This window comes from Aliiroseovarius crassostreae, assembly GCF_001307765.1.
Taxonomy (GTDB): domain Bacteria; phylum Pseudomonadota; class Alphaproteobacteria; order Rhodobacterales; family Rhodobacteraceae; genus Aliiroseovarius; species Aliiroseovarius crassostreae.
The window spans coordinates 175,312-200,989 of sequence record NZ_LKBA01000019.1 but is presented as its reverse complement, the minus strand read 5'-3'; the positions used below and the strand labels follow the sequence as shown (position 1 = coordinate 200,989).

General features: G+C 59.1%; 23 protein-coding genes, 1 tRNA gene and 1 pseudogene. 8 read left to right on the top strand and 17 right to left on the bottom strand.

The features are described 5' to 3' along the window. Positions 1-40 precede the first annotated feature (40 nt). Both AKJ29_RS13675 and AKJ29_RS13670 read right to left on the bottom strand, forming a co-directional pair. Positions 41-3,124, bottom strand: a complete 3,084-nt coding sequence (locus AKJ29_RS13675; protein WP_055191734.1) for an Rne/Rng family ribonuclease — start codon at positions 3,122-3,124, stop codon at positions 41-43. An 837-nt stretch (positions 3,125-3,961) separates the two neighbouring features. After that, positions 3,962-6,502: a penicillin-binding protein 1A gene (locus AKJ29_RS13670; RefSeq protein WP_055191732.1), complete on the bottom strand. Its 2,541-nt coding sequence runs from the start codon at positions 6,500-6,502 to the stop codon at positions 3,962-3,964. A gap of 315 nt (positions 6,503-6,817) precedes the next feature. On the opposite strand from AKJ29_RS13670, the gene AKJ29_RS13665 reads away from it, so the two are divergent. Both AKJ29_RS13665 and AKJ29_RS13660 read left to right on the top strand, forming a co-directional pair. Beyond that, positions 6,818-8,641, top strand: coding sequence for a M3 family oligoendopeptidase (locus AKJ29_RS13665; protein WP_055191730.1), 1,824 nt, complete (start codon positions 6,818-6,820; stop codon positions 8,639-8,641). Between the two features lie 75 nt (positions 8,642-8,716). After that, the gene (locus tag AKJ29_RS13660; RefSeq protein ID WP_055191728.1) at positions 8,717-10,036 is read left to right on the top strand and encodes an isoprenylcysteine carboxylmethyltransferase family protein; all 1,320 of its coding nucleotides are present in this window, start codon (positions 8,717-8,719) and stop codon (positions 10,034-10,036) included. A gap of 46 nt (positions 10,037-10,082) precedes the next feature. Here AKJ29_RS13660 and AKJ29_RS13655 read toward each other — a convergent pair. Continuing rightward, a pseudogene (locus AKJ29_RS13655) lies at positions 10,083-10,312 on the bottom strand (serine/threonine protein kinase); the annotation flags it as partial. A gap of 94 nt (positions 10,313-10,406) precedes the next feature. Beyond that, positions 10,407-10,676, bottom strand: a complete 270-nt coding sequence (locus AKJ29_RS13650) for a DksA/TraR family C4-type zinc finger protein (protein WP_055191724.1) — start codon at positions 10,674-10,676, stop codon at positions 10,407-10,409. Positions 10,677-10,800: 124 nt separating this feature from the next. On the opposite strand from AKJ29_RS13650, the gene AKJ29_RS13645 reads away from it, so the two are divergent. Continuing rightward, complete coding sequence (locus AKJ29_RS13645; RefSeq protein WP_055192470.1) at positions 10,801-11,976, top strand: dipeptidase; 1,176 nt, start codon at positions 10,801-10,803, stop codon at positions 11,974-11,976. Between the two features lie 74 nt (positions 11,977-12,050). On the opposite strand, the gene rpoH is transcribed toward AKJ29_RS13645, so the two are convergent. Continuing rightward, positions 12,051-12,947 carry an RNA polymerase sigma factor RpoH gene (gene rpoH, locus AKJ29_RS13640; protein ID WP_055191723.1) on the bottom strand — a complete coding sequence of 299 codons (897 nt, stop codon included), beginning with the start codon at positions 12,945-12,947 and terminating at the stop codon, positions 12,051-12,053. 595 nt (positions 12,948-13,542) lie between these two features. Here rpoH and AKJ29_RS13635 point away from each other — a divergent pair. Beyond that, positions 13,543-14,070 carry a hypothetical protein gene (locus tag AKJ29_RS13635; RefSeq protein WP_055191721.1) on the top strand — a complete coding sequence of 176 codons (528 nt, stop codon included), beginning with the start codon at positions 13,543-13,545 and terminating at the stop codon, positions 14,068-14,070. Between the two features lie 257 nt (positions 14,071-14,327). On the opposite strand, the gene AKJ29_RS13630 is transcribed toward AKJ29_RS13635, so the two are convergent. The 3 genes from AKJ29_RS13630 to AKJ29_RS13620 form a co-directional block, all read right to left on the bottom strand. Then, the gene (locus tag AKJ29_RS13630) at positions 14,328-14,711 is read right to left on the bottom strand and encodes a hypothetical protein (RefSeq protein WP_139231352.1); all 384 of its coding nucleotides are present in this window, start codon (positions 14,709-14,711) and stop codon (positions 14,328-14,330) included. Positions 14,712-14,966: 255 nt separating this feature from the next. Then, on the bottom strand, positions 14,967-16,445 hold the full coding sequence (locus AKJ29_RS13625; protein WP_055191717.1) for a phospholipase D-like domain-containing protein: 1,479 nt from the start codon (positions 16,443-16,445) through the stop codon (positions 14,967-14,969). A 4-nt stretch (positions 16,446-16,449) separates the two neighbouring features. Further along, positions 16,450-17,484, bottom strand: a complete 1,035-nt coding sequence (locus AKJ29_RS13620) for an RluA family pseudouridine synthase (protein ID WP_055191714.1) — start codon at positions 17,482-17,484, stop codon at positions 16,450-16,452. Here AKJ29_RS13620 and AKJ29_RS13615 point away from each other — a divergent pair. Together AKJ29_RS13615 and AKJ29_RS13610 are read left to right on the top strand one after the other, a co-directional pair. Beyond that, positions 17,483-17,809 carry a DUF6476 family protein gene (locus AKJ29_RS13615; protein WP_055191712.1) on the top strand — a complete coding sequence of 109 codons (327 nt, stop codon included), beginning with the start codon at positions 17,483-17,485 and terminating at the stop codon, positions 17,807-17,809. The genes AKJ29_RS13620 and AKJ29_RS13615 overlap by 2 nt on opposite strands. 225 nt (positions 17,810-18,034) lie before the next feature. After that, positions 18,035-18,298 (top strand): hypothetical protein, encoded by a 264-nt coding sequence (locus AKJ29_RS13610; protein ID WP_055191710.1) that lies wholly within the window; start codon positions 18,035-18,037, stop codon positions 18,296-18,298. Between the two features lie 14 nt (positions 18,299-18,312). Here AKJ29_RS13610 and AKJ29_RS13605 read toward each other — a convergent pair. After that, positions 18,313-18,389 (bottom strand) — tRNA-His (locus AKJ29_RS13605). Between the two features lie 129 nt (positions 18,390-18,518). Between AKJ29_RS13605 and AKJ29_RS13600 the strand changes: the two genes are divergently transcribed. Further along, positions 18,519-18,749, top strand: coding sequence for a DUF6324 family protein (locus AKJ29_RS13600; protein WP_055191708.1), 231 nt, complete (start codon positions 18,519-18,521; stop codon positions 18,747-18,749). Between the two features lie 137 nt (positions 18,750-18,886). On the opposite strand, the gene AKJ29_RS13595 is transcribed toward AKJ29_RS13600, so the two are convergent. Then, positions 18,887-19,354, bottom strand: a complete 468-nt coding sequence (locus tag AKJ29_RS13595; RefSeq protein WP_235477569.1) for an MmcB family DNA repair protein — start codon at positions 19,352-19,354, stop codon at positions 18,887-18,889. Positions 19,355-19,769: 415 nt separating this feature from the next. Continuing rightward, positions 19,770-20,105, bottom strand: coding sequence for a hypothetical protein (locus AKJ29_RS13590; protein ID WP_055191706.1), 336 nt, complete (start codon positions 20,103-20,105; stop codon positions 19,770-19,772). 201 nt (positions 20,106-20,306) lie between these two features. On the opposite strand from AKJ29_RS13590, the gene AKJ29_RS13585 reads away from it, so the two are divergent. Then, the gene (locus AKJ29_RS13585; protein WP_055191704.1) at positions 20,307-20,690 is read left to right on the top strand and encodes a hypothetical protein; all 384 of its coding nucleotides are present in this window, start codon (positions 20,307-20,309) and stop codon (positions 20,688-20,690) included. A gap of 96 nt (positions 20,691-20,786) precedes the next feature. On the opposite strand, the gene nusB is transcribed toward AKJ29_RS13585, so the two are convergent. The 6 genes from nusB to AKJ29_RS13555 form a co-directional block, all read right to left on the bottom strand. After that, entirely contained in the window at positions 20,787-21,254 is a 468-nt protein-coding gene (gene nusB / locus AKJ29_RS13580) for a transcription antitermination factor NusB (RefSeq protein WP_055191702.1), read from the bottom strand. Further along, the gene (locus tag AKJ29_RS13575; RefSeq protein ID WP_055191700.1) at positions 21,251-21,814 is read right to left on the bottom strand and encodes a 6,7-dimethyl-8-ribityllumazine synthase; all 564 of its coding nucleotides are present in this window, start codon (positions 21,812-21,814) and stop codon (positions 21,251-21,253) included. The genes nusB and AKJ29_RS13575 overlap by 4 nt, the downstream gene beginning before the upstream one ends. A gap of 2 nt (positions 21,815-21,816) precedes the next feature. After that, positions 21,817-22,947 carry a 3,4-dihydroxy-2-butanone-4-phosphate synthase gene (gene ribB / locus AKJ29_RS13570; protein WP_055191698.1) on the bottom strand — a complete coding sequence of 377 codons (1,131 nt, stop codon included), beginning with the start codon at positions 22,945-22,947 and terminating at the stop codon, positions 21,817-21,819. A gap of 138 nt (positions 22,948-23,085) precedes the next feature. Continuing rightward, a complete protein-coding gene (locus AKJ29_RS13565; RefSeq protein ID WP_055191696.1) occupies positions 23,086-23,721 on the bottom strand; it encodes an NYN domain-containing protein in 636 nt (211 codons plus the stop codon). A 28-nt stretch (positions 23,722-23,749) separates the two neighbouring features. Then, on the bottom strand, positions 23,750-24,898 hold the full coding sequence (locus AKJ29_RS13560; RefSeq protein WP_314732206.1) for an MBL fold metallo-hydrolase: 1,149 nt from the start codon (positions 24,896-24,898) through the stop codon (positions 23,750-23,752). 144 nt (positions 24,899-25,042) lie between these two features. Further along, positions 25,043-25,633, bottom strand: coding sequence for a riboflavin synthase (locus tag AKJ29_RS13555; protein ID WP_055191694.1), 591 nt, complete (start codon positions 25,631-25,633; stop codon positions 25,043-25,045). Between the last annotated feature and the right edge of the window lie 45 nt (positions 25,634-25,678).

Below are 25,678 nucleotides of genomic sequence, written 5' to 3'. Positions count from 1 at the left end.
GCAGATGCCCGGCTTTTTCGTATCTTCGCCATTTGCGACCTTACTGGCCCAGCGACCACCAGCCTTTACGTTTGGGCTTGGGGGGCGTGTCCTCTTTTACAGCGGTCGTTGACACCTCTTCGGTCACAGGTTCTGCCACCGGCTCTGAGGGGGCCACGCTCGGCTCTTCAGATGGCGTTTCTGCGACCGCCCCGTCCTCGGGTGCAGGGGTGGGCTCTGCTGAGGAAACGTCCACGGTGTCGCTCACCGGCTCTGCCGCAACCACGGCCTCTGCCGAGGTTTCTTGCTCAGCACTGTCAGGCGCAGGTTCCACGACCTCTGCCGCTTTTTTCTTTCTGGTTGTGCGTTTGCGCGTGGTCTTCTTCGGCTTCACGTCACCTTCGGCAGGTGCATCGCTCGCCGCCTCTGTGGCCTCTCCTGTCACCGCATCAGCGCCCTGCTCAGAAGAGGCGAGCTCGGCCTCTTCCTTTGCCTTGGAACTGCTCGACTTTTTCCTGGCCGAGCTGCTTTTACGCGTGGTTTTCTTGGGCTTATCTTCCGCAGGCGACACAGCGTCAGAGGCATTTTCCGCACTCTCTTCCCCAGCCTCAACCCCCGTCTCCCCCCCTGTCTCGGGCGCAGCAGCTTTCCTCTTGCTGGTCGAGCTTCTCTTGGCGGTCTTGCCTGAGGATTTCCCGCTGGTTTTCCGCGGCTTGGCAGCGTCTTTTTCTGCCTCGTCAGCCGCCTCAGCAGGGGATGCGTTCCCGCCGGCATCCGCACCCTCACTGGCTGCGTCACCTGGCGCTTCGCCGTCCGATGCCTTTGCATCCTCGGCCACATCTGCCACGTCACCGTTCTCACCCGAACCGTCGGTGGTCTCTCCGTTTTCGCCGTTCTCGCCATTTTCGGAACTGGAGCTGCGACGGCGGCGACGACGACGGCGGCGCTTCTTGGGCTTTTGCTCCTCGTCCCCTGTTGTGGCGGGCGACGCCTCAGTCGGCGCTTCCTCGGAAATCACCTCGGCCTCTTCCACCTCGTCAATCTCACTCATCAGTGAGGCATCCGCCGATACAAGCGCAGCGGCCTCCGGCACCACGCGGGTGGCGGTCTTGAACTTTTCGATGGCGAAATCGGGGGAAATCAGGAACGGATCAGCTTCGATCCGCACCGCCATACCATAGCGCGCTTCGATCTGGGCGATATGTTCACGCTTGTTGTTCATCAGGAAGTTCACGATGCCGACAGGAGCCTTCACCAGCACTTCACGTGAGCGACGGCGCACGCCTTCTTCTTCCAGCTGACGCAGGATATTGAGGGCCAGATTGTCGTCGGACCGGATCAGACCGGTGCCGTGGCAATGGTTACACGGCTGGGTCGTGGCCTCGATCATGCCGGGGCGCAGACGCTGGCGCGACATTTCCATCAGACCAAAGCCCGAGATACGGCCCACCTGAATGCGCGCGCGATCGGTCTTGAGCTTGTCTTTCATCCGCTTTTCGACGGCCGTGTTGTTGCGACGTTCATCCATGTCGATGAAGTCGATCACAATCAGCCCGGCAAGGTCGCGCAGACGCAACTGGCGGGCCACCTCTTCGGCGGCTTCCAGGTTGGTCTTGAGCGCGGTTTCCTCGATCGAGCCTTCCTTGGTGGCCCGACCCGAGTTCACATCAATCGCCACCAGAGCTTCGGTCACACCGATCACGATATAGCCACCGGATTTCAGCTGCACCGTCGGGTTGAACATGCCCGAGAGGTAGCTTTCCACCTGATACCGCGCAAAGAGCGGCATCTGATCTTGATAGTGTTTCACGTTTTTCGCATGGGACGGCATGATCATTTTCATGAAGTCCTTGGCGGTGCGATAGCCGGCGGCGCCTTCTACAAACACCTCGTCGATCTCGCGCGAATAAAGATCGCGGATCGTGCGTTTGATCAGGTTGCCTTCTTCATAGATCTTGGCCGGGGCAATGCTTTCCAGCGTGTGGGTGCGGATCTGCTCCCACAGGCGTTGCAGATATTCATAATCGCGCTTGATCTCGGTCTTGGTGCGCTTGGCGCCCGCGGTGCGGATGATCAGCCCCGCGCCCTGCGGCACGTCGATCTCAGCCGCGATTTCCTTGAGTTTCTTACGGTCGGTGATATTGGTGATCTTGCGGGAAATACCGCCACCACGCGCCGTATTGGGCATAAGCACGCAATAGCGGCCTGCCAGCGACAGATAGGTGGTGAGTGCCGCCCCCTTGTTGCCGCGTTCTTCTTTTACAACCTGCACCAGCATGATCTGGCGCACCTTGACCACTTCCTGGATCTTGTAACGTTTCTGGCGCGGTTTGCGGCGCGGGCGAATGTCTTCTGAGCTGTCATCATCCGCAACGCGTTCGATCTGATCGTCTTTTTCGTCAGCTTCGAGCGGATCGTCTTCGTCACCGTCATCTTCGCCATGACCATCATCAGCATGGTCGCCATCGGCGTCTTGCGCATCAGAGGCAAGGTCAGCGGCCTGATCTTCGGCAGCGTTTTCAGCCACATCACCAGCATCCGCCCCCTCTTGAGCAGGTGTCTCCACCGGGGTTTCTGCTGCGGGCGTGTCCGTTGCATCCTCTGCCGGTTCCGCAACCGGAGTCTCATCGACCAGATCCATCGGCGAGTGACCTTCAAGCGTGTCCGCCCCACCTTCATCCAGATCAATCACGTCCATGCCGGACGCCGAGTTTTCGACCGGCTCCTCAGAAAGTGTTTCCACCTCTTTGGTCGCCACGGCATCTGCCGATTTGGTCTCTTCCGCTTTGGATTTGGATTTCGAGCGGCGGCGACGGCGCGATTTGGGCTTTTCGTCTTCCGCAGCCTGCGCCTCGGCATAGGCGCGCTCTTCTTCCAACAGCGCCTGACGATCCGCAACCGGGATCTGGTAATAATCCGGGTGAATTTCCGAAAACGCCAGGAAACCATGGCGGTTTCCGCCATAATCCACAAAGGCCGCCTGCAGTGAGGGTTCAACCCGCGTCACCTTGGCCAGATAGATATTGCCAGCTAGCTGACGTTTATTTTCCGATTCAAAGTCAAATTCCTCGACCTTGTTGCCGTCGACCACAACAACGCGGGTTTCCTCCGCGTGGGTGGCATCGATAAGCATCTTTTTGGGCATATTGTCTTTCTGCACCCATCATCAGGCGCACGTCCCGACCGGTCTGGCGGGCGCGTGTGTCTGGAAGGGTGGCTTGTCTGGGCGAAAAGTTGCGAGGGGGACAGCAATAGCGTCGGGGGCGTCGGCCCCTGATTAAGTCTCTGCTCTGTCCTCACACGCATCATCGCGTTTCTTCTCCGGTGCCGGCGGCCATCCCGGTGCGGTTCCCTGCACCTCTCATAAAGGCGGTTTCCCGCGCTTTGTTCAAAGGCAGTTCCCTGCCCGGTGGCCCGCCCGGCCCCAATTAAGTGCCACCCCCGGTCAACCGGGGTGCGGCGATGTATCCGATCAGATCACGGTCGCTGTGCCGTGTAGGGTTCCGATCTTCAATTCCTGTCGTCCGAGGGGGTATTCAGCCACATATCTGGCGAACCTACCTAGCGCGACGCTCTCAGTCCGTTTCTCAGGCTTGGGCAATTTACCCCCGCGCCCCGGAGAAACCGGAAAAATTCTCGGGAAAAGCGCACTCTTAGCGGCTCTCCGTAATATGCAACATAGGTGGCAAGGGGGGGGGATGACAATGGGCAAAATGCAATGCTGCAACGCAAATCCCGATTTACCCCCGGTCACGGCTGCACGAAGCGTGGCAAAACCCTCTGAAAACCAAATTCGCGCCAAAGATGTGAGAGCACGGCCGGAACGCCGGAATGCGTGCAAAATCGCCTTGAAAGCAGGGGGTTTCCTCCCCGCTTCCCTTCACGACAGGCGGCCATTTCCGGTGGCTGCCCCCTATCCCGCAACCTTTGCATGGATCCCCAGGGGGAGTTTCCTAAAAAAGTGGCCAAGCGGCTGAACGCCTCAATACTGGCCACCAGAAGACAGCGAGCCGAAATCGGCCTTGCCGGGCACCACCACCTTTTCACCGGTAGATGTGGTCACCACCGAATTCCCATCACTGTCGCTCGGGACAAATAGCGGTAGGTTTGACCCCATGGCAAAGCCACCGTCAAACATCACACCAAACAGCGGCTCTTCACCATCGCGGAAATATTCCGCCACCACATGCTCCCCAGACGCATCATCGGGAAGACGCGCGCCGGTGAAGCGGTCGATCTTGATGAAATGCCCCCCTTCAGGCACTTTGAACGCGCCGCCGCCATATTCCTTGATCGCCTCTTTCATGAAGCTGTTGAAAACCGGGCCGCACATGCCCCCGCCCGACGCGCCGGGCATGGTGCGGGGACGGTCATAGCCGATATAACAACCCGCCACGATATTCGAGGTAAAGCCCACGAACCACACGTCGCGCGCGTCATTGGTTGTGCCGGTCTTGCCGGCGGTCGGCACCGGCAGGTTCACCGTGCGCGAGGCCGTGCCGCGCTCGACCACCCCCCGCATCATCGAGGTCAGCTGATAGGCCGTGATCGGATCCATGACCCGCTCGCGGTTTGACACGATCCTGAGTTCCGCCCCATCGGCAAGTTGCGGATTGGCGCAATCCACACAGTCGCGCCGGTCATGACGATAGATCGTCTTGCCCCAACGGTCCTGCACCCGGTCAACCAGTGTCGGCTCTACCCGTTCGCCGCCATTGGCAAACATCGCATAGGCCGCCACCATCTTGAACAGGGTGGTCTCTTCCGACCCCAGTGAATTGGCAAGGAAGGGGTTCATCTCTTCATAGACGCCAAACCGTTCGGCATAGGCCGCCACGGTGTCCATCCCGATTTCCTGCGCAAGACGCACGGTCATCAGGTTGCGCGATTGTTCGATCCCCGTGCGCAGCGGCGTGGGCCCGTAGAATTCGTTCGACGCATTCTTGGGGCGCCAGACCTTGCCGCCGCCCACCTGCACCTCAATCGGCGCGTCGATCACGATGGTTGCAGGCGAAAACCCACTGTCCAGCGCCGAGGCATAAACAAAGGGTTTGAAACTTGATCCAGGCTGACGGGTGGCCTGGGTGGCGCGGTTAAAGACGCTGTCCTGATAGGAAAAGCCCCCCTGCATCGCAATCACGCGCCCCGTGTTCACATCCATTGCCATGAACCCGCCCTGCACTTCGGGAACCTGGCGCAAGCTCCAGCGCAGGAATGCGCCATTGTCGTCCACCAGCCGGCGCACCAGAACCACCTCACCCTGTTTCAGCAGATCGCTGGCCACGCGGGCACTGCGCCCGAGCTTACCGGTTTCCGGGTTGCGGCGGCGCGCCCATTGCACGTCCTTGGCCGCAATCCAGTGACCATCCTCACCCCCCTCGACACCTTCGATGCCAATCCGCGCATCGTTTTTGCCCAGTTCCAGCACCACGGCGGGCAACCAGCCCTCGATGTCACGTGGCATTTCAGCCTCGGCAAGCGCCGCGCGCCAGCTGGCTTCTGCCTGCAACTTATCAACCGGGATGGTCACACCGGTCGGGCGCCAGACACCCTGACTTCGGTCATATTTCTCAAGCCCGTCGCGCAGGCTTTTGGCCGCCACATCCTGTAGATGAGGGTCCACCGTGGCCCGCACGGTCATGCCGCCGGTGAAAAACTCTTCTTCACCGAAATCGCGTGACAGCTGACGGCGGATTTCATCCGTAAAATAATCGCGCGGCGGCAGGTCCTGACGAAAGGCCGGGAAATCCCCCGCCTGCACCGAGCGCAGTGGCATTTCCAGCTCAGCCGCATAGGTGGCCTGATCCAGATAGCCGTTCTGATACATCTCGCGCAGCACATAATTGCGCCGCTCCAGCGCCTCCTTGCGATTGCGCACCGGATGCAACCTGGCAGGTTTTTTCGGCAAGGTCGCCAGATAGGCCGCCTCATGCGGGGCAAGCTGATCCAGCGTCTTGTTGAAATAGGTCTGCGCCGCTGCGGTCACACCATAGGAATTCTGCCCGAGGAAAATCTCGTTCAGATAAAGCGCAAGGATCTGATCCTTGTCGAGAGAGTTTTCCAGCCGCACCGACAGGATCAGCTCCTTGATCTTGCGTTCGGCAGACCGTTCCGACGACAGAAGGAAGTTCTTGACCACCTGCTGGGAAATCGTCGAGGCCCCCCGCAGGCGCCCCCCGCGCGCAGCTTCGATCGCCGCGGCTACAATCCCACGCAGGTCAAACCCCTTGTGGTTATAAAAATTCTTGTCTTCGGCCGAGATGAAGGCCTGCTTCACCATCTCCGGGATCTCATCCGCAGGGGTGTAAAGACGGCGCTCGCGGGCGAACTCATCCATCAGGTCGCCTTCGCCTGAATAGACCCGGCTGATCGTCGCGGGCGTGTAATTCGCCAACTGCTCGTGACTGGGCAAGTCCTGCGAATACATCCAGAACACGCCACCAACCACCAAGGCGCCCATAAAGACCCCAATGGTAAGAAAGGTAAAAATCGAGCCAAAAATGCCAAGTATGAATCGGACCACGCGCGCCTCCGGGTTTTGTCCATCTTCCTATAAAGGGCGCGCAGGCGGGGGTCAAAACCCAAGCGCGGGGAAAAATCGGCCAAAACACGCCCGTTTGCGCCCCGGTTGCGATGCCCGCGCGCGCTTTCGCTCTTTTCCTTCTCCAAATACCTCGGGGTGAGCGCGGAGCGCGAGGGGCAGAGCCCCTGATCTCCTCCCAGACTCCGCCCGGATTTCTCCCGGGATTTTCTCAGATGCCACATCTTCACCGCATCGCCATTTGCATCCCCCTCTCCCCGCGCCTATGTCTTGGGGAACTGATTTACCGGAGGCCCCATGTTCCACCCCCTTCCCTTTCCCGTCCTTGACGCCAATGCCGGGTCCGGCACCGACAGTTTTGGCGAGTTGCCAAGCTGGGACCTGAGCGATCTTTATGCGTCAGAAGACGCCCCTGAACTTGCCCGCGACCTGGACTGGATCGACAGCGCCTGCGCCGAGTTTGCCGAGACATATCAGGGCAAGCTGGCAGATCTCGATGCGGCGGGAATGCTGGAATGCATTCTGGCAGACGAAAAGATCACCATGATCGCCGGGCGTATCATGTCCTTCGCCGGCCTGCGGTATTATCAGGAAACCACGGATGCAGAGCGCGCGCAGTTTTTCCAGAACTGTCAGGAACGCATCACTGTCGGCACCGCACCCCTGGTGTTTTTCTCATTGGAAATCAACCGTCTGGACGATGACCTTCTTGAGGCATGGTTTGCCGAAAACGCCAAACTTGCCCGCTACAAGCCGATCTTTGACCGGATGCGCGCGCTGCGCCCGCACCAGCTCTCGGATGAGCTTGAGCAGTTCCTGCACGACAAATCATCGGTTGGCGCCGGGGCCTGGAACACGCTGTTTGATGAAACCGTCGCGGGGCTGATGTTCACCGTGAACGGGGAAGAGCGCAACCTTGAAGCCACCGCCAACCTGCTCACCGAACAGGACCGCCCGACCCGAGAAGCCGCCGCGCGTGAAATCGCCCGTGTGCTGGGCGAAAACATCAAGATCTTTGCCCGCGTGCACAACACGCTGGCCAAGGAAAAGGAAATCGAAGATCGCTGGCGCAACATGCCCAGCCCGCAGATGGGCCGCCACCTGTCCAACCATGTGGAGCCTGAGGTGGTCGAGGCGCTGCGCAATGCCGTGGTCGCCGCCTATCCGCGCCTGTCGCACCGTTACTATGAGCTCAAACGCAAATGGCTGGGCCTTGACGTGATGCAGGTCTGGGACCGCAACGCGCCGCTGCCGATGGAAGATGACAAGCTGGTCGATTGGCCCACGGCAGAGAAAATCGTGATGGAGGCCTATGGTGATTTTGATCCCCGTATGGCCGAGATTGCCAAGCCGTTTTTCACCGATGGCTGGATTGATGCAGGCGTCACACCGGGCAAGGCGCCGGGCGCTTTTGCCCACCCCACCGTGACCGACGCCCACCCTTACGTGATGTTGAACTATCTCGGAAAACCCCGTGATGTCATGACCTTGGCGCATGAGCTTGGCCATGGCGTGCATCAGGTTCTGGCCGCTGATCAGGGGGAACTTCTGTCCTCCACCCCGCTGACACTGGCGGAAACGGCATCCGTCTTTGGCGAAATGCTGACCTTCCGCAAACTGCTCTCAGAGGCGAAGACCAAGGAAGAGAAAAAAGTGCTGCTGGCCGGCAAGGTCGAGGACATGATCAACACCGTGGTGCGCCAGATCGCGTTTTACGATTTCGAATGCAAACTGCATGAGGCGCGCGCGGGCGGCGAACTCACCCCCGATGATATCAACGCGCTGTGGATGTCGGTGCAGGCGCAAAGCCTGGGCGACGCGTTTGAGTTCATGGAGGGTTATGAGACCTTCTGGTCCTATATTCCCCACTTCGTGCATTCGCCCTTCTATGTCTACGCCTACGCGTTTGGTGATGGCCTCGTGAACGCGCTTTATGCGGTTTATGAAGAAGGCGATGCGGACTTTCAGGACAAGTATTTCGAGATGCTGAAAGCGGGTGGCGCCAAGCACCACAAAGAGCTGCTCGCCCCCTTCGGGCTGGATGCGTCCGACCCCAAATTCTGGGACAAGGGCCTTGCCATGATCGAAGGGTTCATTGACGAACTTGAAGCGATGGAGTGAGGCACCTTTCAAAAAACGTGCCAAATGTCCAACCTTTGCTAAGATACCCAGGAGGAGCGGCAAAGGTTGGACCCCATGACCCTATCACATAAGACGGCCCCGCCGAGATCGGCCACCAGCCAATGGACGGTGCTTTTGGGGCTGTGCGGCTATTTCGGGGCGCTTTACCTGTTGCGGGGATCTCAGCTGAGCCGCGTTGAACTCGGGGCTGCGGCCATGGTGGCCACCGCGCTGCCAATGCTGTTGCATGAGGTGTTTATTGAACGCAGCTATCGGCGCAGCTCGTCCGGATTGACGGGCTTTGCCGCCCTTTCCCGGGCAGAGATCGTCTGGGCACGTGTTGGCGTCAAACTGATCGGCCTTGCTGGCACATTGGCGCTGATTGCGCTCTTTTACTGGTTGTTTCCCGAATACCACCGGGATTTTTACCAGCCCTTCTGGACCGCCTGCCGCAGCTATCTGCCGATCCTTCTGGCCTTGGCGCTGCCCTATTTCGCGGTGATTGATGCGCGTATGCAGTCCCCGAAAGACGGGTATTACCACGCGGGTCTGCTCTTTCTTTTCCGCCTGGGCAGGGTGGATCGCGCGGCCTTGCGAGATCATGCGCTTGGGTGGTTGATCAAAGCGTTTTTCCTGCCACTGATGTTTGTCTACTTCAGTGCCAACGCAACCTCACTGGTCACGATGGATCCCTTTTCCGCCACCGACAGCATCCGGGCGGGGGTCAATTACATCTCTCGGCTCAGCCTTGGGATTGACCTTGCCTTTGTCAGCATCGGCTATGTGCTGACCCTGCGCCTGACCGACAGCCATATCCGCTCGCCCAACCCGTTATTCTGGGGCTGGGTGGTAACGCTGGCCATGTATGTGCCGTTCTTTTCAGTGATCGGGCGCAAATATCTGGAATATAATGACGGCATTGGCTGGCTTGACATGTTCGGTCCCAATCAACAGGGCTGGGTCCTGCTCTGGGGCTTGGCAATTGTGCTCAGCAAGCTGCTCTGGGCCTGGTCCAACATGTCCTTTGGGATCCGGTTTTCCAACCTGACCCATCGCGGCATCATCACCAACGGGCCGTTTCGCTGGTTCCGCCACCCCTCCTATTTCTTCAAGAACATTTCATGGTGGCTGCTGGCAGTGCCGTTCTTTTCGCTGGAAAGCCCGCAAGAGGCGCTGCGCAATTCCCTTCTGCTGATGGGGATCAACCTGATCTATTACCTGCGCGCCAAAGCGGAGGAGGCCCACCTGTCGCAAGATCCGGTCTATGTGGAATATGCGCTGTGGGTGGAACAGCACGGGGCGCTCAGCCTGCTGCGAAAAGCACTGCCCTTTTTGCGCTATCGCCCACCTGCCGCACTGGCAGATCCGGCCCCGGCCACACAATCCGGGCAATGAGGGACGCGCACGCCCCCCATCCAACAGGCTGTCTCGGCGCAAAACCTTAAAGATTTGGGAAGTAATCCTCACATTCCCCATCGCGATAGACATCCGCGGTGCAGCAGTGCAGGCCACCTCCTAAGGCATAGGCGTCGCGCAGCTCGACCTCGACCACTTCCATGCCCAGCTTGTCCATCTGCTCCGCCTGATAAACCTCTGATTTCTCGATACAAACCGTTTCGGGCCCAGCACCCGCACGTTCATGCTGAGCCATGTGGAGGAATAACATAACGGCGACGCCATCTCCAATTTGCCCATAAAGGACATAGCACTGCGATTTCCGCAGGGGAAAAGGGAGCAACGGCTGAGAACGCGACGTTCTGACAGGTCACTTCAATTGGCTGTCTTTTGACCCCCGCCGGTTGATACCCGGACGCTGCTTGAACGCCGCGTCGCGGTCACGCACGCAGTCGATGCAGAGCTTCACACCGGGGATGGCCTCGCGTCGGGCCTGGGGGATTTCCTCTTCGCATTCCGCGCAATGGGTAAAGCTCTCCCCCACCGGGGACGCCTTTGCCCGCATCCGGGCCAGTTCATCCGACACTGACGCTTCGATCTGTTCACTGACTGCGCCATCGCGCGCCCATCCACCTGCCATGCGGATCTCCTTTCCCTCTCAAATCTACCCCACAACCGCCGGCATTCAAGCCGGTTTCCGCCGGGTTATCATTGGCAAACGGCGCCCCTTTGCGGTTCAATCGAAAAAACAGGGAGTAAGCGGTATGAAATGGGTCAAACGCGGGCTGGCGGTGGTTCTCGGATTGGGGGTTATGGCGGGGGGCGGATTTCTGATCTTTGCCCCGCGGATGGCAGATCAGGCGATGAACCCGGTGAATGACCACGCCCCCTACCCCATCTCAGACGCAGCCCGGGCATTGCATCAAAGCCTCACCATCGGGGACTGGCACGCCGACAGCCTGCTGTGGAAACGTTCGCTGCTGGAGCGCCATGATTATGGCCATGTGGATCTGCCGCGCCTGCAGGAAGGCAATGTGGCGGTGCAGGTGTTCACGGCGGTGACCAAAAGCCCGTCTGGTCTGAATTATGACGAGAACGCAGCGGATGCCCGCGATGACATCACGCTCCTGGCCGTGGGGCAGCTCTGGCCGCTGCGGACCTGGAGTTCGATCCTTGAGCGCGCGATTTATCAGGCCGAGCGGCTGCATGGGTTTGCAGCACAGGCCCCGTCCGATCTGCGGGTGGTCCGAACGCTTGGCGATTTGGAGGCGGTGCTGGCGGCACGCGCCGAGGGGGCTGATATGGTGGCCGGCATTCTTGGCGTCGAAGGGGCGCATCCCCTTGAAGGCAAAATGGAAAACCTCGACCGGCTGGAACGCGCCGGATATCGCCTGATCGGCCTTCAGCATTTCTTTGACAATGAATTGGGTGGGTCGCTACATGGGCAGGGCAATCACGGGTTGACCGATTTTGGCCGTCAGGTGGTGGCTGAGGTCGCCGCGCGCGGGATGGTGCTGGATCTGGCGCATTCCAGCACACAGGTGGTGCGCGATGTGCTGGCCATGACCGACATGCCGCTGGTGATCAGCCATACCGGCCTGCAGTCCCATTGCCAGACCAAACGCAATATTCCCGATGAGCTGATGCGGCAGGTGGCGGCCACCGGCGGCGTGATCGGCATTGGATATTGGGCGGATGTGACCTGTGATGACAGCCCGGCGGGGGTGGCCGCCGCGATCAGGGCGGCAATCGCTGCGGTGGGAGAGGACGCGGTCTCATACGGGTCGGATTACGATGGCACCGTGCGCGTGGGATTTGACACGTCGGACCTTGCGGCCTTAACGCAGGCAATGCTGGATGCTGGGCTGAGCGAGCGTCAGATCCGCAAAGTGTCCGGGGAAAACATGCTCCGCGTTTTGCGGGCGCGCCTCCGCCCATGACTCTGGCCCTTGCCACAAATGCAAAAACCCGCGCTTTGTGGCGCGGGTTCTGGGAAGTTCTATCCCGGCGCGGATCAGTTGTGCTCCAACAGACCCTTTTCCATCGCCAGCTCCTGCATCCGTTTCTGCAGCTTCTCAAACGCCCGCACCTCGATCTGGCGGATCCGTTCACGGCTGACATCATAGACGCTCGACAGATCCTCCAACGTCACCGGTTTATCTTTCAGGCGACGCTGGGTCAGGATATCTTTCTCGCGGTCATTCAGCACATCCATCGCCTGTGTCAGCAGCTCGCGCCGCACCTCAAGCTCGTTTGTTTCCGCATAATCGGCGGCCTGGTCGGCATCTTCATCCTCCAGCCATTCCTGCCATTCCATCGCCCCTTCGCCATCGGCAGACACCTGCGCGTTGAGCGAGGCATCCCCCCCTGACAGGCGACGGTTCATCGAGATGACCTCTTCTTCCGTCACATTCAGATCATTGGCAATCCGGGCCACGTTTTCCGGACGCAGGTCGCCATCTTCCAGCGCGCCAATCCGCGCCTTGGCCTTACGCAGGTTGAAGAAGAGTTTTTTCTGCGCAGAGGTCGTTCCCAGTTTCACCAGCGACCAGCTGCGCAGGATATATTCCTGGATACTGGCGCGGATCCACCACATGGCATAGGTCGCCAGACGGAACCCTTTTTCCGGGTCAAACCGTTTCACCGCCTGCATCAGGCCGACATTTGCCTCGGAAATCACCTCGGCCTGCGGCAATCCATAGCCGCGGTAACCCATGGCAATCTTGGCCGCCAGTCGCAGGTGCGAGTTCACCATCTGGTGGGCCGCATCCCGATCCTGATGGTCCACCCAGCGTTTGGCCAGCATGTATTCCTCTTCCGGTTCCAGCATCGGAAACTTGCGGATGTCCTGTAGATAGCGGTTCAAGCCCCCTTCCGGGGTCGGCGCCGGCAGATTCTTGTAGTTGCTCATCGTCTCTCAGGCCCTCCCGGCCATAGTCTCAGACCCGAAATCGGGCCAAACTTATCCTGTGTGCTTCTTGAATGTATCAAGGCTTAACATCAAGATAGGATCTCTCTTGCAGGTTTCAAGTCCTCATAATCGAGGCAAGATGAAAAACCGTTAAAATCAGTTTAACGCTATATGCCCTCAGGAGCAGCCCTTGTGAAGCGACCTCACGGCTTCGTGCTTGAGGTTACATTTCGGGCACATTCCGGGGGGACGCCAGCAGTAATCTGACCACCTGACGCCGTATCCTCCAGATGTCGGCGCCACACCTTTCCCGCAGGTTTCGGGCATGCGCCCAAGGGACACCATCCGATCCCTTCTTTCGAAACAGATTTTGCAATGAAATACCCTCGATAAGAGAAATAGTGGACTTGGAACCACCTGACATTGTAACAAGCAATTATGTTTCCGAAGCTGGGTTTTATGAGCCTCATCAGGCCTGTGACCCGGCTAGGGCCTCAGTATGGCGCCCTGTTTTGGCCTGTCAGATTTGGCCTGTCAAATTTAGCCTGTCAGATCGGGCGTTCGTTGCAAGTGTGAATGATTAAGGAGTTTGTTCATGAATTTCAAAAAACTATCTCTTATCTCGGCCCTGGCCCTGGGGCTGGCAGGCTGTAACGCAGAGACGCAGCAAGCCATGAAGGATGGTCTGCGGTCAGGCACGGCGCTGGAACGGATCGCGGCGTCCGGGTCATTTGTCGTAAAATCCGAACAGCACCTTGTCGAAAGATCCAAGGCGCAGGTCATGTCGGCCCTCGAAGATTTCTCAAGCAGATGTCTGTCTGTCAGTGTCAAATACGGGCGCTTCCCGGGGGATGCCGCGACGCAGATTGATTACGTCCCGATCTTTACCAATGAAGATGGCACCACCCGCCATGTCCTGTTCCGCAAATTCGGCGGGCATTCCACCTTCGTCTTGGGCAAAGGTGGCAAAGGGTTCAATGCGGCGGTGTCGACGCGGATTGAACCGGTGAATGCCTCCTCCACCAAATTGACGATCGCAGCGACCGTGGGGCTGTCCAGCTATGTGAAGACCTTGGTCGCTGCCACCCGTGGAGAGAGCATCGTCTGCCCGAAACTGCCCTAAAGCGTTCCGCTTTTAACCTGACACAAGGCAAAAACACAGGGCAAAAACACAGGGCAAAACCGAAACGCTGCAAGAGATCTCAATGTCGTGGCGTTTCGGAATAACCATGTGTCTCAAGTGTATCCCGAAACGCTTTAAGGCAGATCCGGGGAACAGGTGCCACAGCCCTGTTCCCGATCCGGCTCAGATCTGGTCCCGGTCTGGCCGTGAGCGCGCAGAAATGCACCTGCCCATGGCCAGATCACCTCTGGTTCAGATCACTTCACGGATTGTTCGCGCCCGTAAGACGAGGTCGTATTCGTGAGACAGGGCCGCCGCAACGGCAGAACGCGCCCGTTTTCCAGAAGATGAACAATCTGCCCATCTCGGTTGGACGTCATTCTCAACTCATAACGCGCGCCCGGTTTCGGCTCAAACAGATGGTCGACAACAACAGTGCCATCGATCTGTCTGCCAACCGTTTCAAACACTGTTCGCAGGTTGTAGGTCTTGCCCGGCACCACGGCAATCGAACGCGGCAGATCCGCATTTCGAACCACGCCCTGGGTCTCAAACCCGCAGGATGTCACCTCTTCGGCGATATAGACATTGGCACGGCGCACCGCGAGCAGCGCACCGCCAAGTTGCGGTGTGAGCTGCAAATTGGCACCTGTCGTGGGTGACTGATAATCCGAAACAGTTGAAACACAGGCGGTGAGCAAGCTTGCCAGACAAGCTGAAAGGACAAATTTTTTCAAAACAATATGGACCTTATTACGGGTTGAACAAAGAACGTGCGTTTCAACCATTTCCTGAACGCGGCCCGCAGACAACCAAAAATTGGTGATCAGAGCTGTTTTTTCGGCACGGCGTGCCAGACGCCATCACCAGATAACCGGCAGGCCCATCTGATCCCCCTACAGCAGCGGTGCCATGGTCCCCACCGCATTCATGACCAGCCGGCGCAGGCGCGACCATTGCGCCACATCCTCTGCGTCAATCTCGTAAGCGTCTTCCCGAAACGCCTCTTGCTGAAGGCGGATTTCGCGGGTGAGCGCGGGGTCGTAGAGCAGCATCGTATTTTCAAAGTTCAAATCAATGCTGCGCCGGTCCAGATTGGCAGAGCCAACAAACGCCACCTCCCCATCCACGGTGATCAGCTTGGCATGCAAAAGGCCCGGCTTGAACTCGTTGATCTCGACCCCGGCGCGCAGGAAACTGGCGTAATAGCTTTTCGAGGCAAGGTTCACCACCCAGCTGTCATTGCGGGCCGGCAGGGTGATCTGCACCCGCACCCCCCGTTTTGCCGCCGAACAGATCGCCTGATGCAGCGCATCTGACGGCACGTAATATGGCGTGGTGATCAGCACCTCATGCTGGGCAGAGGCCAGAAAGGTCTGGATCATGTCCGACACGCCTTCGCGCGTCTGCACCGCCCCGGTGCCAGCCATCACCCCGACAAATCCCGCCTCTTCCCCTTCGTGACGGGGATCAGGGGCGGGGCGCTCCAGCAGGGCCGAGATATCCTCCCCCCCATGGGCCATCCAGTCGCCGATAAACAGCCGCTGCGCCTGCCATGCAACCGGCCCTTCGATCCGCAGCATCGTGTCGACCCAGGGGGCATATTTGGCCTTGATGCGAAATTCGGGATCGGCGCAGTTCTGGCTGCCCAGATAGGTCACACCATGATCAATCACCACGATCTTGCGGTGGTTGCGAATATCCAGCCGCTGATAAAGCGCGACAATCAGCGGATAGGAGATGTCAAAGGCCACAACCGTCTGAACGCCTGCCTGTTGCATCTCGCGCCATAGCGGGTGGGACAACAGCCTGCGCGCGCCAAGCCCGTCAACAATCACCCGCGCAGATACCCCCCGTCCTGCCGCCGCCATCATCGCGCGTGCCACCCGGGTGCCATTTTCATCCGGCAGCCAGATATAAAACAACAGATGGGCATGATCCTGCGCGGCCTCGATATCGGCCACCAGCCAGTCGATGCTCTCATTGCTGTCAGCGGTGAGTTCCGCCCGGTTCCCGCCAACCGGGGCAAACCCGTTCACCGCAGCCGCACGGGCAAAGCTTGGCCGGTATGCCGGCGGGATATCCGGGGAAGGGACATCCCCCTGCGGGTGACGGGGCAGCGCCTTGCGCAGCGTGGTCAGCTTGCGATCCATGCGCCAGCTCGCACTCGGGTCACCAAAAAAGAAATAGGCGATGATGCCCAGCCCGGGCAGCGCCATGATCACAGCCACCCAAGCCAGCCGCGATGCGGGTGAGCGATGGTCGCGGGTCAGGGCCCGCCCCATCACCGACAGGTGCAACAGAAAGACGAACAACGCCCAGCCGGATGCCCAGTCGGACGGCCAGTCGGTCAGAAAATCCGTAGCCCAATCCATGCGCTTATCCGTTTCGAAGAGCCTCTATCAGGGCCAGCATATCGTCCGGCAGCGGTGCTTCAAAGCTGAGTTTTTCACCACTCACAGGATGCTTGAACCCCAAGGTGGCCGCATGAAGCGCCTGACGGGGAAAGACACGCGCGGCCTCGATCGCCCCTTCCCCGATCGCCTTGGCGTTCAGCTTGCGCCGGCCTCCATAGGTCGGATCGCCGATCAATCCGTGGCCCGCATGGGCCATATGCACCCGGATCTGGTGGGTGCGCCCGGTTTCCAGCCAGCAATCCACCAGCGCAGCCTGGGCGGGCGTGCCGAAAGCTTCGATAATGCGCGCGCGTGTCACCGCATGGCGCCCGCCGGAAAACAGCACCGCCTGTTTCTGCCGGTCTGTCTTGTGGCGGGCAAGCTGCGTGGTGATCTTAAGGATATTGCCCGGCTCAAAGCTTGCCCCTTTCACGCCCCCCAGACGCGGGTCAGCCTGATCCGGCGCCCCATGCACCACGGCGCGGTAATGACGTTCGGCCGTGTGGGCGGCAAACTGTTCGGCCAGCCCGTGATGCGCCGCATCCGATTTCGCCACCACCAGAAGACCTGACGTGTCCTTGTCAATCCGGTGCACAATCCCCGGACGCGCCACGCCGCCCACACCGGACAGTTCGCCTCCGAAATGATGCAGCAGCGCATTGACCAGCGTCCCCCCCGGCGAGCCCGGCGCGGGATGCACCACCATGCCCGCAGGTTTGTTGACCACAATCAGGTCATCATCCTCATGCACAATATTCAGCGCGATATCCTCAGGCCCGATATGGCTTTCCACGGCCTGCGGCACGGCAATCACCAGCACATCGCCCTCGGCCACCCTGGCGCGGGGATCGGTGATGACCTCACCGGCGCGGGTGATCGCCCCCTCGGCCAGCAGTTTTGCCAGACGCGAGCGCGACAACGCAGCTTCTTCTGGCACATCACGGGCAATCGCCTTATCAAGACGCTTGGGCGGATTTTCCGCGATTATAACCTCAATCAGGTGCACAGGGACCGACATGGACAACACTCCTCAGGATGAAATCACCACGGACACCCCGATCGACGGCACCGTGCGCTTTCTGAAAATTCTTGTGACCACGCTGACCGCAACCACGATTATTGGTCTCATAGTGCTGATCACGGTGATTGTCATGAGGGTTCAGGAAATACCAACCATCCCCCTGCCCGATCTGATCCCCCTGCCAGACGGCGCGCAGGCCGTGAGCTTTACCCAGGCTGGCGATTGGTATGCGGTGATCACGGACGCCAACCAGATCCTGATATTCGACCGCGCCAGCGGTGATCTGCGCCAAACGATACAGGTTGCCCCGGCCTCGAACTGAGCTGCAGGACGGGACGCATTCTGGGGCGCATTCTGGGGCGCAAGGGTTAACCATTTGCTAAGAAAGACGTCGAAAATTCGACAGGTTTCGTTTAGGTCTCCTTAAGTAAGTTGCGGACCTGGGGGCTGGACCGCTTTGACCACAACCAAACACCGGTGGTGCAGCCGAACACGCGATCCGCGTGACCCGAAGCGCTTTGCCGGCCCAGACCCAAGCGAGGTTCCAATGCGCACCTTGATCCTTTCCAGCCTTCTGTTGCTGACCGGCTGCTTTTCCTATGCCGAGTCCGACAAGGAACTACATTACGTCGCCGGAGCGCTGACACAGCATTATGTCACCAAACAAACCAGCAGCCCGGTCACCGGGTGCCTGGCAGCCATCGGGCTGGGCATAGCGAAAGAGGCCTATGATTCCCGCTTTGGCGGCGTGGTCGACCGCTATGACGCCCTCGCGACCGCAGGCGGCTGCAATTTTTCCGTTGAATGGTAAAACTTGGGGGGGGGTGGTACCGACACCCCGGCTCGAACGGGGGACCTCTTGATCCACAATCAAGCGCTCTAACCTACTGAGCTATGTCGGCACGTGAGCTGCGTCTTAAACCGAGCCTTCATCTTGCGCAAGAGGTGATGCTTGAAAAATTTTGAAAAGATCCGTAACTCGGGGGAAGATTTTTACGAGGCCCCGATGGCGGGCCGGACAGGAGCACCTGATGGGTATCAACGACGAAAGAGATATCGAAGCCAATCTGCAGATCGGGCCAACCACCGACGGGATGGTGCGGTTGTTCGTGGAGGGCGGCGGGATTGAGATCCCGATGGATTTCGACCCGGAAGAAGCCGATGAAATTGCCGAGGAATTGCAGGCGGCAGCAGCACAGGCGCGTGCGATCTTACAATCTGCTGCGGATAAATCGGACAAGGGCGGCAAAAAGAAACGCTGATCCCATTGTTTTCATAGTGGCCAGAGTTTCCATGGGTGAACAGAGGGGCGCTGCCCCTCGCCTTTGCAAGGCTCACCCCGGGATATTTCTGGCAAGAGGAAGAGGCGCGGATTTCCGGGCCTTTTTTGCTCCGGGCCTCAATTCGAGACAAGCGCCGCCACGCCGGGATCACGAAAGGCGTGCAGGCGGCGCGCGGCATGGGTGGCAAATTTCTGTACCATCACTTTGCGGCGGGCGGGGGCGAGTTTGCTTTCCGGCCCCATGCGGATGATGTCCGCGTCATAGCCATCAGCGATGATCAGCCCGGTTTCATCCGGTAAAAGCTCAGTCGGGAAATCCGCGCCCACCGCCCAGAAATATCGGTCGCACCAGTCCAGATAGCCCTGCCATTTCTTGTCTGCTGTGAAATCCTCGCGGCTTGATTTGCATTCGATCACCCAGATCTCGCCTTTCGGACCAAGCGCCATCACGTCAACCCGCAGGCCACGAGTGGGGATCAGTTCCTCTACCGTAACAAATCCATGAGAGATCATGTGGCGGCAGACGCCACGGGCAAGGATCTGTCCGGGTTTCCTTTCGGGCAGCATGTCATTTGGTTGGGTCATATGTCATGTGAACAATTCATGAACAAATTGTCAATGGAGAGAGGGTAAGGAAGCCGGAGATCGGTGATCCTACTCAGGATGCCTCTTGCATCACGCCCCCCCTGCCCCTATCTAGGCGGAGGCGGTTTCTGCCCTTTTCGTCACATGCGGGTAATATTCCGGTGGCCTTAAGCAATTCTGAGGGAGCTGGCTCTGGCATAGCCGTGGCTTTGTTACCTGGCGCCCACCTGTACATACAGGTCCTCAGGAATTCAGACCCCGACGACTGCGTGCGGTTCCGCCACTTTTATTCCGACCTTTGCTTAGATGGCCCTCAGACAAAGAAAGCCCGCCAAGTGGCGGGCCCGAAATTTACAATTTTGGCCTCGAGCACGCGGATAAGTTTAAACTTTGTCCTTTCGGGACAGGAAGAAGTTTAAACTTTGCCCCGCAGATCGGTGCTCCGGGGCTGACGTTCGGCCCGTGCTTCGACCGGCACCGGGATCTGGGTGGCGACAGGAATGCGCTTGCCTTTGCCCGGCCCCTTGTCTTCGTTCCCCATTCGCATGATCACGATCGCAAACTGCACGCCGGAAAACACGATCCCATTGAACATGACCAGCATGGTAAGCGCGACCCACCCCATGTCGGAGTTTGAAATCAGGTGCCAGAGGTTCGCCACATTCAGATAGAGCAGCGCGCCAACAAAAATCGCGGACAGCCCAAAGCCAATCAGAACATGGGTGATATAAAGGCGGACAAGTTTGGGCATGAGATTCCCCGGAGTTGTTTCATCCACCAGTTTAGCAGCTTACCAGGGAACGGAAAGGGGCACAGGGTCGCATCCCGTTAGATCGGCGCATTTCATCCACCCACCCGCTCCGGTTCGATTTGATTCAAGACAAGGTTCACGCCGCAACTATCCCCTAAACTGACCCCCAAACTGGCCTCAAGACCTCAAAAGGATATCCTTATGTTTCATAAACTTACCGGATTTTTTGCCGCAACGGCCACCCTCGCCCTGATGACAGGGGCCGCCGCGGCCGAAGACTGGAGCCGCATTCAGACCGAAGAGGCATTCAAGGGCCTGGCAGTGGGGCCAGTCTGGCACTTTTCCTCAGGCACGCAAGAGGCGTTTGAAGACGGAACATTGACCGGCCACGTGCCGGGCTACGGCAATTTTCGCGGCACCTGGGAATGGCGCGACGAGATGTATTGCCGCAAGATTGATTTTTATGAGGTCGACAAGAAAGGCGATGATTGCCTGATCATCGAAGCGCAGGGCAACGAAATCCGGATCACCCGTAATCTTGGCAAGGGGAAATCCTATACGGCCCGGTTACAACCCAAAGAATAATACATCCGTTTCAGACTGTTACACGGATCAGAACAGAAAAAGGCCAGACAGTTCGCCTGGCCTTTCCTTGTTTGTTAAAGCGTAGCAAACCCGTGCTCAGAACGCTTCGGGCTTGGCCTCACGGGCCATGTGATCCAGAACCGCATTTGTGAATTTCGCCTCGTCCCCCTCTGGGAAAAACGCCTTCACCACATCCACGAATTCAGTGATCACGACTTTCGGCGGCGTATTGCTTTCGACCAGTTCGGCCCCTGCGGCACGGAATGTGGCCCGCAAAGTCGGGTCAATGCGCGCAATCGGCCATTTCGCCACCAGCGCGCGATCCGTCATCTGGTCGATCTTCGCCTGATGGTTCACCGCATCTTCGATCAGTTTGCGAAAGAGCTTGGTATCGCCTTCCGCCATGGTGTAACCATCAAATTCTTCGCCAAAGCGGAAATCTTCGAACTCCACCCGCACCTTGTCCACGGTCTGACCGGCCGCTTCCATCTGAAAGAGGGCCTGCACCGCAAACAGGCGGGCTGCGGATTTCATCTGACGTTTCTGGTTGCCGGAAAGGGTCATGCCGAGGGGGTATCCTGCGAGGTTTCTTGTGCATTCCCAGCCAGGCGATAGCTTTCCCCCATGGGTTTGAAGCCGATCCCCTTGCTGGTGTCGCCCCATTTGCGCGAAAGCGCGATCAGATGCAAGGCCGCAGCAGCAGCCCCGCCGCCTTTATTTTGCCCTTCAACCTCGGCCCGCACCTCTGCCTGAGGACGGTTTTCCACGGTCAGGATGCCGTTTCCGATGCACAGACCGTTCAGGCCCATCAGCTGGATCGCCCGCGAACTGTCATTGCAGACCGTCTCGTAATGTGTTGTTTCACCACGGATAACACAGCCCAGCGCCACATAGCCGTCGAAGTTGGACATCCGTTCGGCGATGGAAATCGCGGTGGGCACTTCCAATGCGCCCGGCACTTCCACCAAGTCCCAGCTGCCCCCAACGGCCTCGATTTCCGCCTTGGCCCCGGCCACAAGATTATCCGCGATATCCTTGTAATACGGCGCCACCACGATCAGCAGCTTGACCGGTTTGTCAAATTCCGGGCGCGGCAGGATATAGTGTTGTTCAGCAGCGGCCATGATCAATCCTCCTGAATGGGGCGGGTGGCGGTGATGTTCAGCCCATAGGCGTCGACACCGATATAGCGGGTATCGGGGCTGTCGGTCAGCAGCACAAGGTCGCTGAGGCCCAGCGCCGACAGGATCTGCGAGCCAAGTCCGATATTGCGCACGGTGCCGGGTTCTTCTTCGTCGCGGGCATAAAGCGTCTTGCGCGGTTCACGGAACAGGCAGACCACGCCGCGCCCTTCCTTGGCAATGATCTGCATGGCACGCGGCAGCTCATCAGCCGGTTTCGGCCCCATGCCCAGCACGTCCTGCGCTTCATTCAGCGCATGGGTGCGCACCAGAACGGGATCCGCGGTGGAGATGTCGCCCTTGATCAGCACCACATGTTCGATCTCGTGGGTCAGGTCGGTGAAAATGCGCATTTCCCACTCCCCTCCATATTCGGAGGTGATCTTCTCGCAGCCGGTTTCGCGCACAAGGTTGTCGTGGCGGCGGCGATAGGCGATCAGGTCCGAGATCGTGCCGATCTTCATCCCGTGTTTCTTCGCAATTTCAACCAGTTCCGGAAGACGGGCCATGGTGCCGTCCTCATTCATGATCTCACAGATCACACCAGAGGGGTTGCGACCGGCCAGCCGGGCAATGTCCACGGCGGCCTCTGTATGGCCGGCCCGCACCAGCACCCCGCCATTGCGGGCACGCAGCGGGAAGATGTGGCCGGGGGTGGCAATTGCAGCCGGACCATTGGCCGGGTTGATCGCAGTGGCCACGGTCAGCGCACGGTCAGCAGCGGAAATGCCGGTCGACACCCCTTCGCGCGCTTCGATCGAGGTGGTGAAGGCGGTTTCATGGCGGGACGAGTTGTGCATCGCCATCATCGGCAGTCCCAGCTCTTCGATCCGGCGTGCTTCCATCGGCAGGCAGATCAGGCCACGCCCGTGGGTGGCCATGAAATTCACGACCTCCGCATTACAGGCATCTGCCGGGATCACAAAATCCCCTTCGTTTTCGCGGTCTTCATGATCCACGAGAATGATCATCCGCCCCTTGCGGGCCTCTTCGATGATCTCCTCGGCGGGGGAAATGGCGTCGGCAAGGCTGGCCTCGACCGGGCCCGGCATTTCATAGGTGGTGCTGTCGCTCATGTCAGGGGTCCCCAGATGGCAGTTCCAGTTCTTTGGCCCGCAATACCTTAGCCCAGAGGGCAAGGAAAGCCAAAAGGCGACAGTTTGCCCCGCACACGCGCGCGGGGTCATGGCAATTGCGCGTGGCAGGTTCCTTTTTCAGGTTCTGAGCCTGATCCGCGTTTGCTGCCCACTGCCCTCGATCAGGTATTTCTCGGGACGGGCTTCGAAGTATTTTCGCCAGGTTTTCTCATCGAAATCCGCAAGCGTCACCCTGGCCTGAGACACCACATTCGGGTTGACCTGCGCAATCAACAACCCTGCGGGATTTGCCGCGAACACCTCTTCGACCCGCCGGTCATTTTCCCCCGGCGGTGAGGCAATGGTCACCCAATCGCTACAGGATTTGCGAAAATGCTCGGGCGCTTTGCTCTCTCCGACCCCGACCACCCAAACGCCCCGCTCACGCAACAGCGTTGCCGCGTGAGAGAAATCACCGTCCGAACTGGCGAGGACCACGCAGGTCACACGACGATCCAGGCAAAGCTCCATCGCCTCCAGTGCCAGAAGGATATCGGCCGCGTTCTTACCAGTCCCGGAATGCACCAGCTTGATGCCCGGCGCCTCATCCCAACCGGGAATGCGTTTGGCATTGCCATAAACCCGGCGAATGGTCAGCTCCCCTGCTCGCCTTGCCTCGATAATGATTTTCCCAGCCAGCGCACTGGATATATTCTCTCCGTCAATCAACAGGGCCACCTGCCTGATCACCGGAGAGAGATCGTCCTTCGCCATAAATTAACCTCCTCAATAAATTCAATCATTAGAGGAAAGATACGCGAGCGGATCCCAAATGCGAGTAGATCAAAGGATTGGGGTCGGGGACCTTGGCGGCGTGTGGACTGCGGGGATCATGGCATCTGACGGAGGATCGTCTGGGACTTTCAATCGGGCGGCCCCGCATCGGACACCGCCCGGCCTGTCCTACGAGATCAGAATTGCCACAGGGCCGGCACAAAGCGATAGGCGTCGCATCGCGCGCCACATGGCCCACACCGGGGAACGGGAAGTGATAGCCCAGAACCGCAATCCGGTCGGTTGCGGCCATATCCAGAAGAAGCTTACGGGTGGCGCCCGTTTGCGCCCCATCCGCATCACGGCCACTGAACCATTCAGGATGGGCAAAATTCAGCACCGCATGGGTCATGCAATCGCCCAGCGCCAGAAGTTGCTGCCCCTCACTTTCCACCATCACCGACATATGGCCCGGCGTGTGGCCGGGGCTGTCGATCATGCGGATGCCCGGCGCGATCTCCTGATCATGGCGCGCAAGCGTCCACTCCAGACCTTCGGCATTGATCGAGTTGACCGCCCCCAGCACGAATTGCTGATCCTCCGGGGCCACGCGGTTCACCAGACCATCCTGCAGCCAATGGGTCCGCTCGGCCTCTCCGATCACGTATTCGGCGTCGGGAAGGATCGGTTCGTCGAAATCATCACGAATGCCCCAGATGTGATCCGGGTGGGCATGGGTGATCGCCACATGGGTGATCGCAAACGGGTCGATCCCGGCAGCTTCGAGGTTGCCCATCAGTCGCCCGGTCGTGTCAAACCAGCGGTTGCCGGAACCCACATCCACCAGAACCTTCGCCTCCCCCAGTTCGATATACATGTGGTTGGTGTGAGAATATCCCATTTCAGGATCAATCAGATGTTCAGCCAGAAAAGCACGTCGCTCCTCCTGCGGTGCATTCATCGCCTGCCCCCCGAACGGGAGGGTGAAAAACCCATCCGACACAATGGTGATCCTTGCCTGCCCGAGCGTGAAGCTAAAATGCGCAGGATTGCCTTCCGCAGGTGCGCTAAGCATTGCTTTTGCCGTGGCGGGCATGGCAAAGGCAGGGGCCAGCGCGGCCATACGCAACAGGTCACGTCTGTTGAAATTGGGGCGAGTGGGTTTGATCAGGCTCATCACGGGCTCCCCTGGATGGTTCACCCGTTAAGTCATATGTGAATTTAGCAACAGGGGTGTTGCCCCAATGAGGCCAACCAGTGAGATCCACCCGGTGTGGCCAACAGAGTGTCCACACCGCTCAGACCGCACGGCGGATTGGGCTCAGCCCCTGTATTCCGCCAGCCGCGCCACGTAACGTGCCAGCGTGTCAATCTCGAGGTTGATCCGGTCACCGACCCTGGCATTCCCCCAATTGGTCACCTCTTTCGTGTGTGAAATCAGGTTCACGCCAAACACGTCCCCTTCGACCTCATTCACCGTCAGCGAGGTGCCATTCAGCGCCACCGACCCTTTGGGGGCGATGAATTTGGCCAGCTCGGAGGGGGCATGGAACTGCACACGGGTGCTGTCCCCCTCGGTCTTCATCGAGATGATGTCCGCCACCCCATCCACATGGCCCGATACGATATGGCCGCCCAGCTCATCCCCGACCTTCAGCGCTCGTTCAAGGTTGACCTGACGCCCGACCTGCCAATCGCCCAGATTGGTTTTCGAAACGGTTTCCGCCGAGATATCCACGTCATACCAGTTGTCGCCCATCGCCACCACGGTCAGGCAGACCCCGTCCGAAGCGATCGACGCGCCAAGATCAATCGTCGCCGTGTCGTAGGCGGTCTCGATCCGCGCGCGCAGGTCGCCTTTCTGCTCCAGCGTTACAATGCGCCCCACATCGGTGATAATCCCGGTAAACATCCGCCTCTCCCTTTCAAGATGGCCCGTTTCAACTCAGCCAAACAC

Coding starts and splice junctions, on each gene's coding strand:
- AKJ29_RS13625 (WP_055191717.1), bottom strand. CDS start 16,445: ATGGATTGGGCTACGGATTTTCTGACCGACTGGCCGTCCGACTGGGCA.
- AKJ29_RS13615 (WP_055191712.1), top strand. CDS start 17,483: ATGGACAACACTCCTCAGGATGAAATCACCACGGACACCCCGATCGAC.
- nusB (WP_055191702.1), bottom strand. CDS start 21,254: ATGACCCTTTCCGGCAACCAGAAACGTCAGATGAAATCCGCAGCCCGC.
- AKJ29_RS13650 (WP_055191724.1), bottom strand. CDS start 10,676: ATGGCAGGTGGATGGGCGCGCGATGGCGCAGTCAGTGAACAGATCGAA.
- AKJ29_RS13610 (WP_055191710.1), top strand. CDS start 18,035: ATGCGCACCTTGATCCTTTCCAGCCTTCTGTTGCTGACCGGCTGCTTT.
- AKJ29_RS13645 (WP_055192470.1), top strand. CDS start 10,801: ATGAAATGGGTCAAACGCGGGCTGGCGGTGGTTCTCGGATTGGGGGTT.
- AKJ29_RS13660 (WP_055191728.1), top strand. CDS start 8,717: ATGACCCTATCACATAAGACGGCCCCGCCGAGATCGGCCACCAGCCAA.
- AKJ29_RS13665 (WP_055191730.1), top strand. CDS start 6,818: ATGTTCCACCCCCTTCCCTTTCCCGTCCTTGACGCCAATGCCGGGTCC.
- AKJ29_RS13620 (WP_055191714.1), bottom strand. CDS start 17,484: ATGTCGGTCCCTGTGCACCTGATTGAGGTTATAATCGCGGAAAATCCG.
- AKJ29_RS13595 (WP_235477569.1), bottom strand. CDS start 19,354: ATGACCCAACCAAATGACATGCTGCCCGAAAGGAAACCCGGACAGATC.
- AKJ29_RS13600 (WP_055191708.1), top strand. CDS start 18,519: ATGGGTATCAACGACGAAAGAGATATCGAAGCCAATCTGCAGATCGGG.
- AKJ29_RS13560 (WP_314732206.1), bottom strand. CDS start 24,898: ATGAGCCTGATCAAACCCACTCGCCCCAATTTCAACAGACGTGACCTG.
- AKJ29_RS13585 (WP_055191704.1), top strand. CDS start 20,307: ATGTTTCATAAACTTACCGGATTTTTTGCCGCAACGGCCACCCTCGCC.
- AKJ29_RS13675 (WP_055191734.1), bottom strand. CDS start 3,124: ATGCCCAAAAAGATGCTTATCGATGCCACCCACGCGGAGGAAACCCGC.
- rpoH (WP_055191723.1), bottom strand. CDS start 12,947: ATGAGCAACTACAAGAATCTGCCGGCGCCGACCCCGGAAGGGGGCTTG.
- AKJ29_RS13555 (WP_055191694.1), bottom strand. CDS start 25,633: ATGTTTACCGGGATTATCACCGATGTGGGGCGCATTGTAACGCTGGAG.
- AKJ29_RS13635 (WP_055191721.1), top strand. CDS start 13,543: ATGAATTTCAAAAAACTATCTCTTATCTCGGCCCTGGCCCTGGGGCTG.
- AKJ29_RS13565 (WP_055191696.1), bottom strand. CDS start 23,721: ATGGCGAAGGACGATCTCTCTCCGGTGATCAGGCAGGTGGCCCTGTTG.
- ribB (WP_055191698.1), bottom strand. CDS start 22,947: ATGAGCGACAGCACCACCTATGAAATGCCGGGCCCGGTCGAGGCCAGC.
- AKJ29_RS13590 (WP_055191706.1), bottom strand. CDS start 20,105: ATGCCCAAACTTGTCCGCCTTTATATCACCCATGTTCTGATTGGCTTT.
- AKJ29_RS13575 (WP_055191700.1), bottom strand. CDS start 21,814: ATGGCCGCTGCTGAACAACACTATATCCTGCCGCGCCCGGAATTTGAC.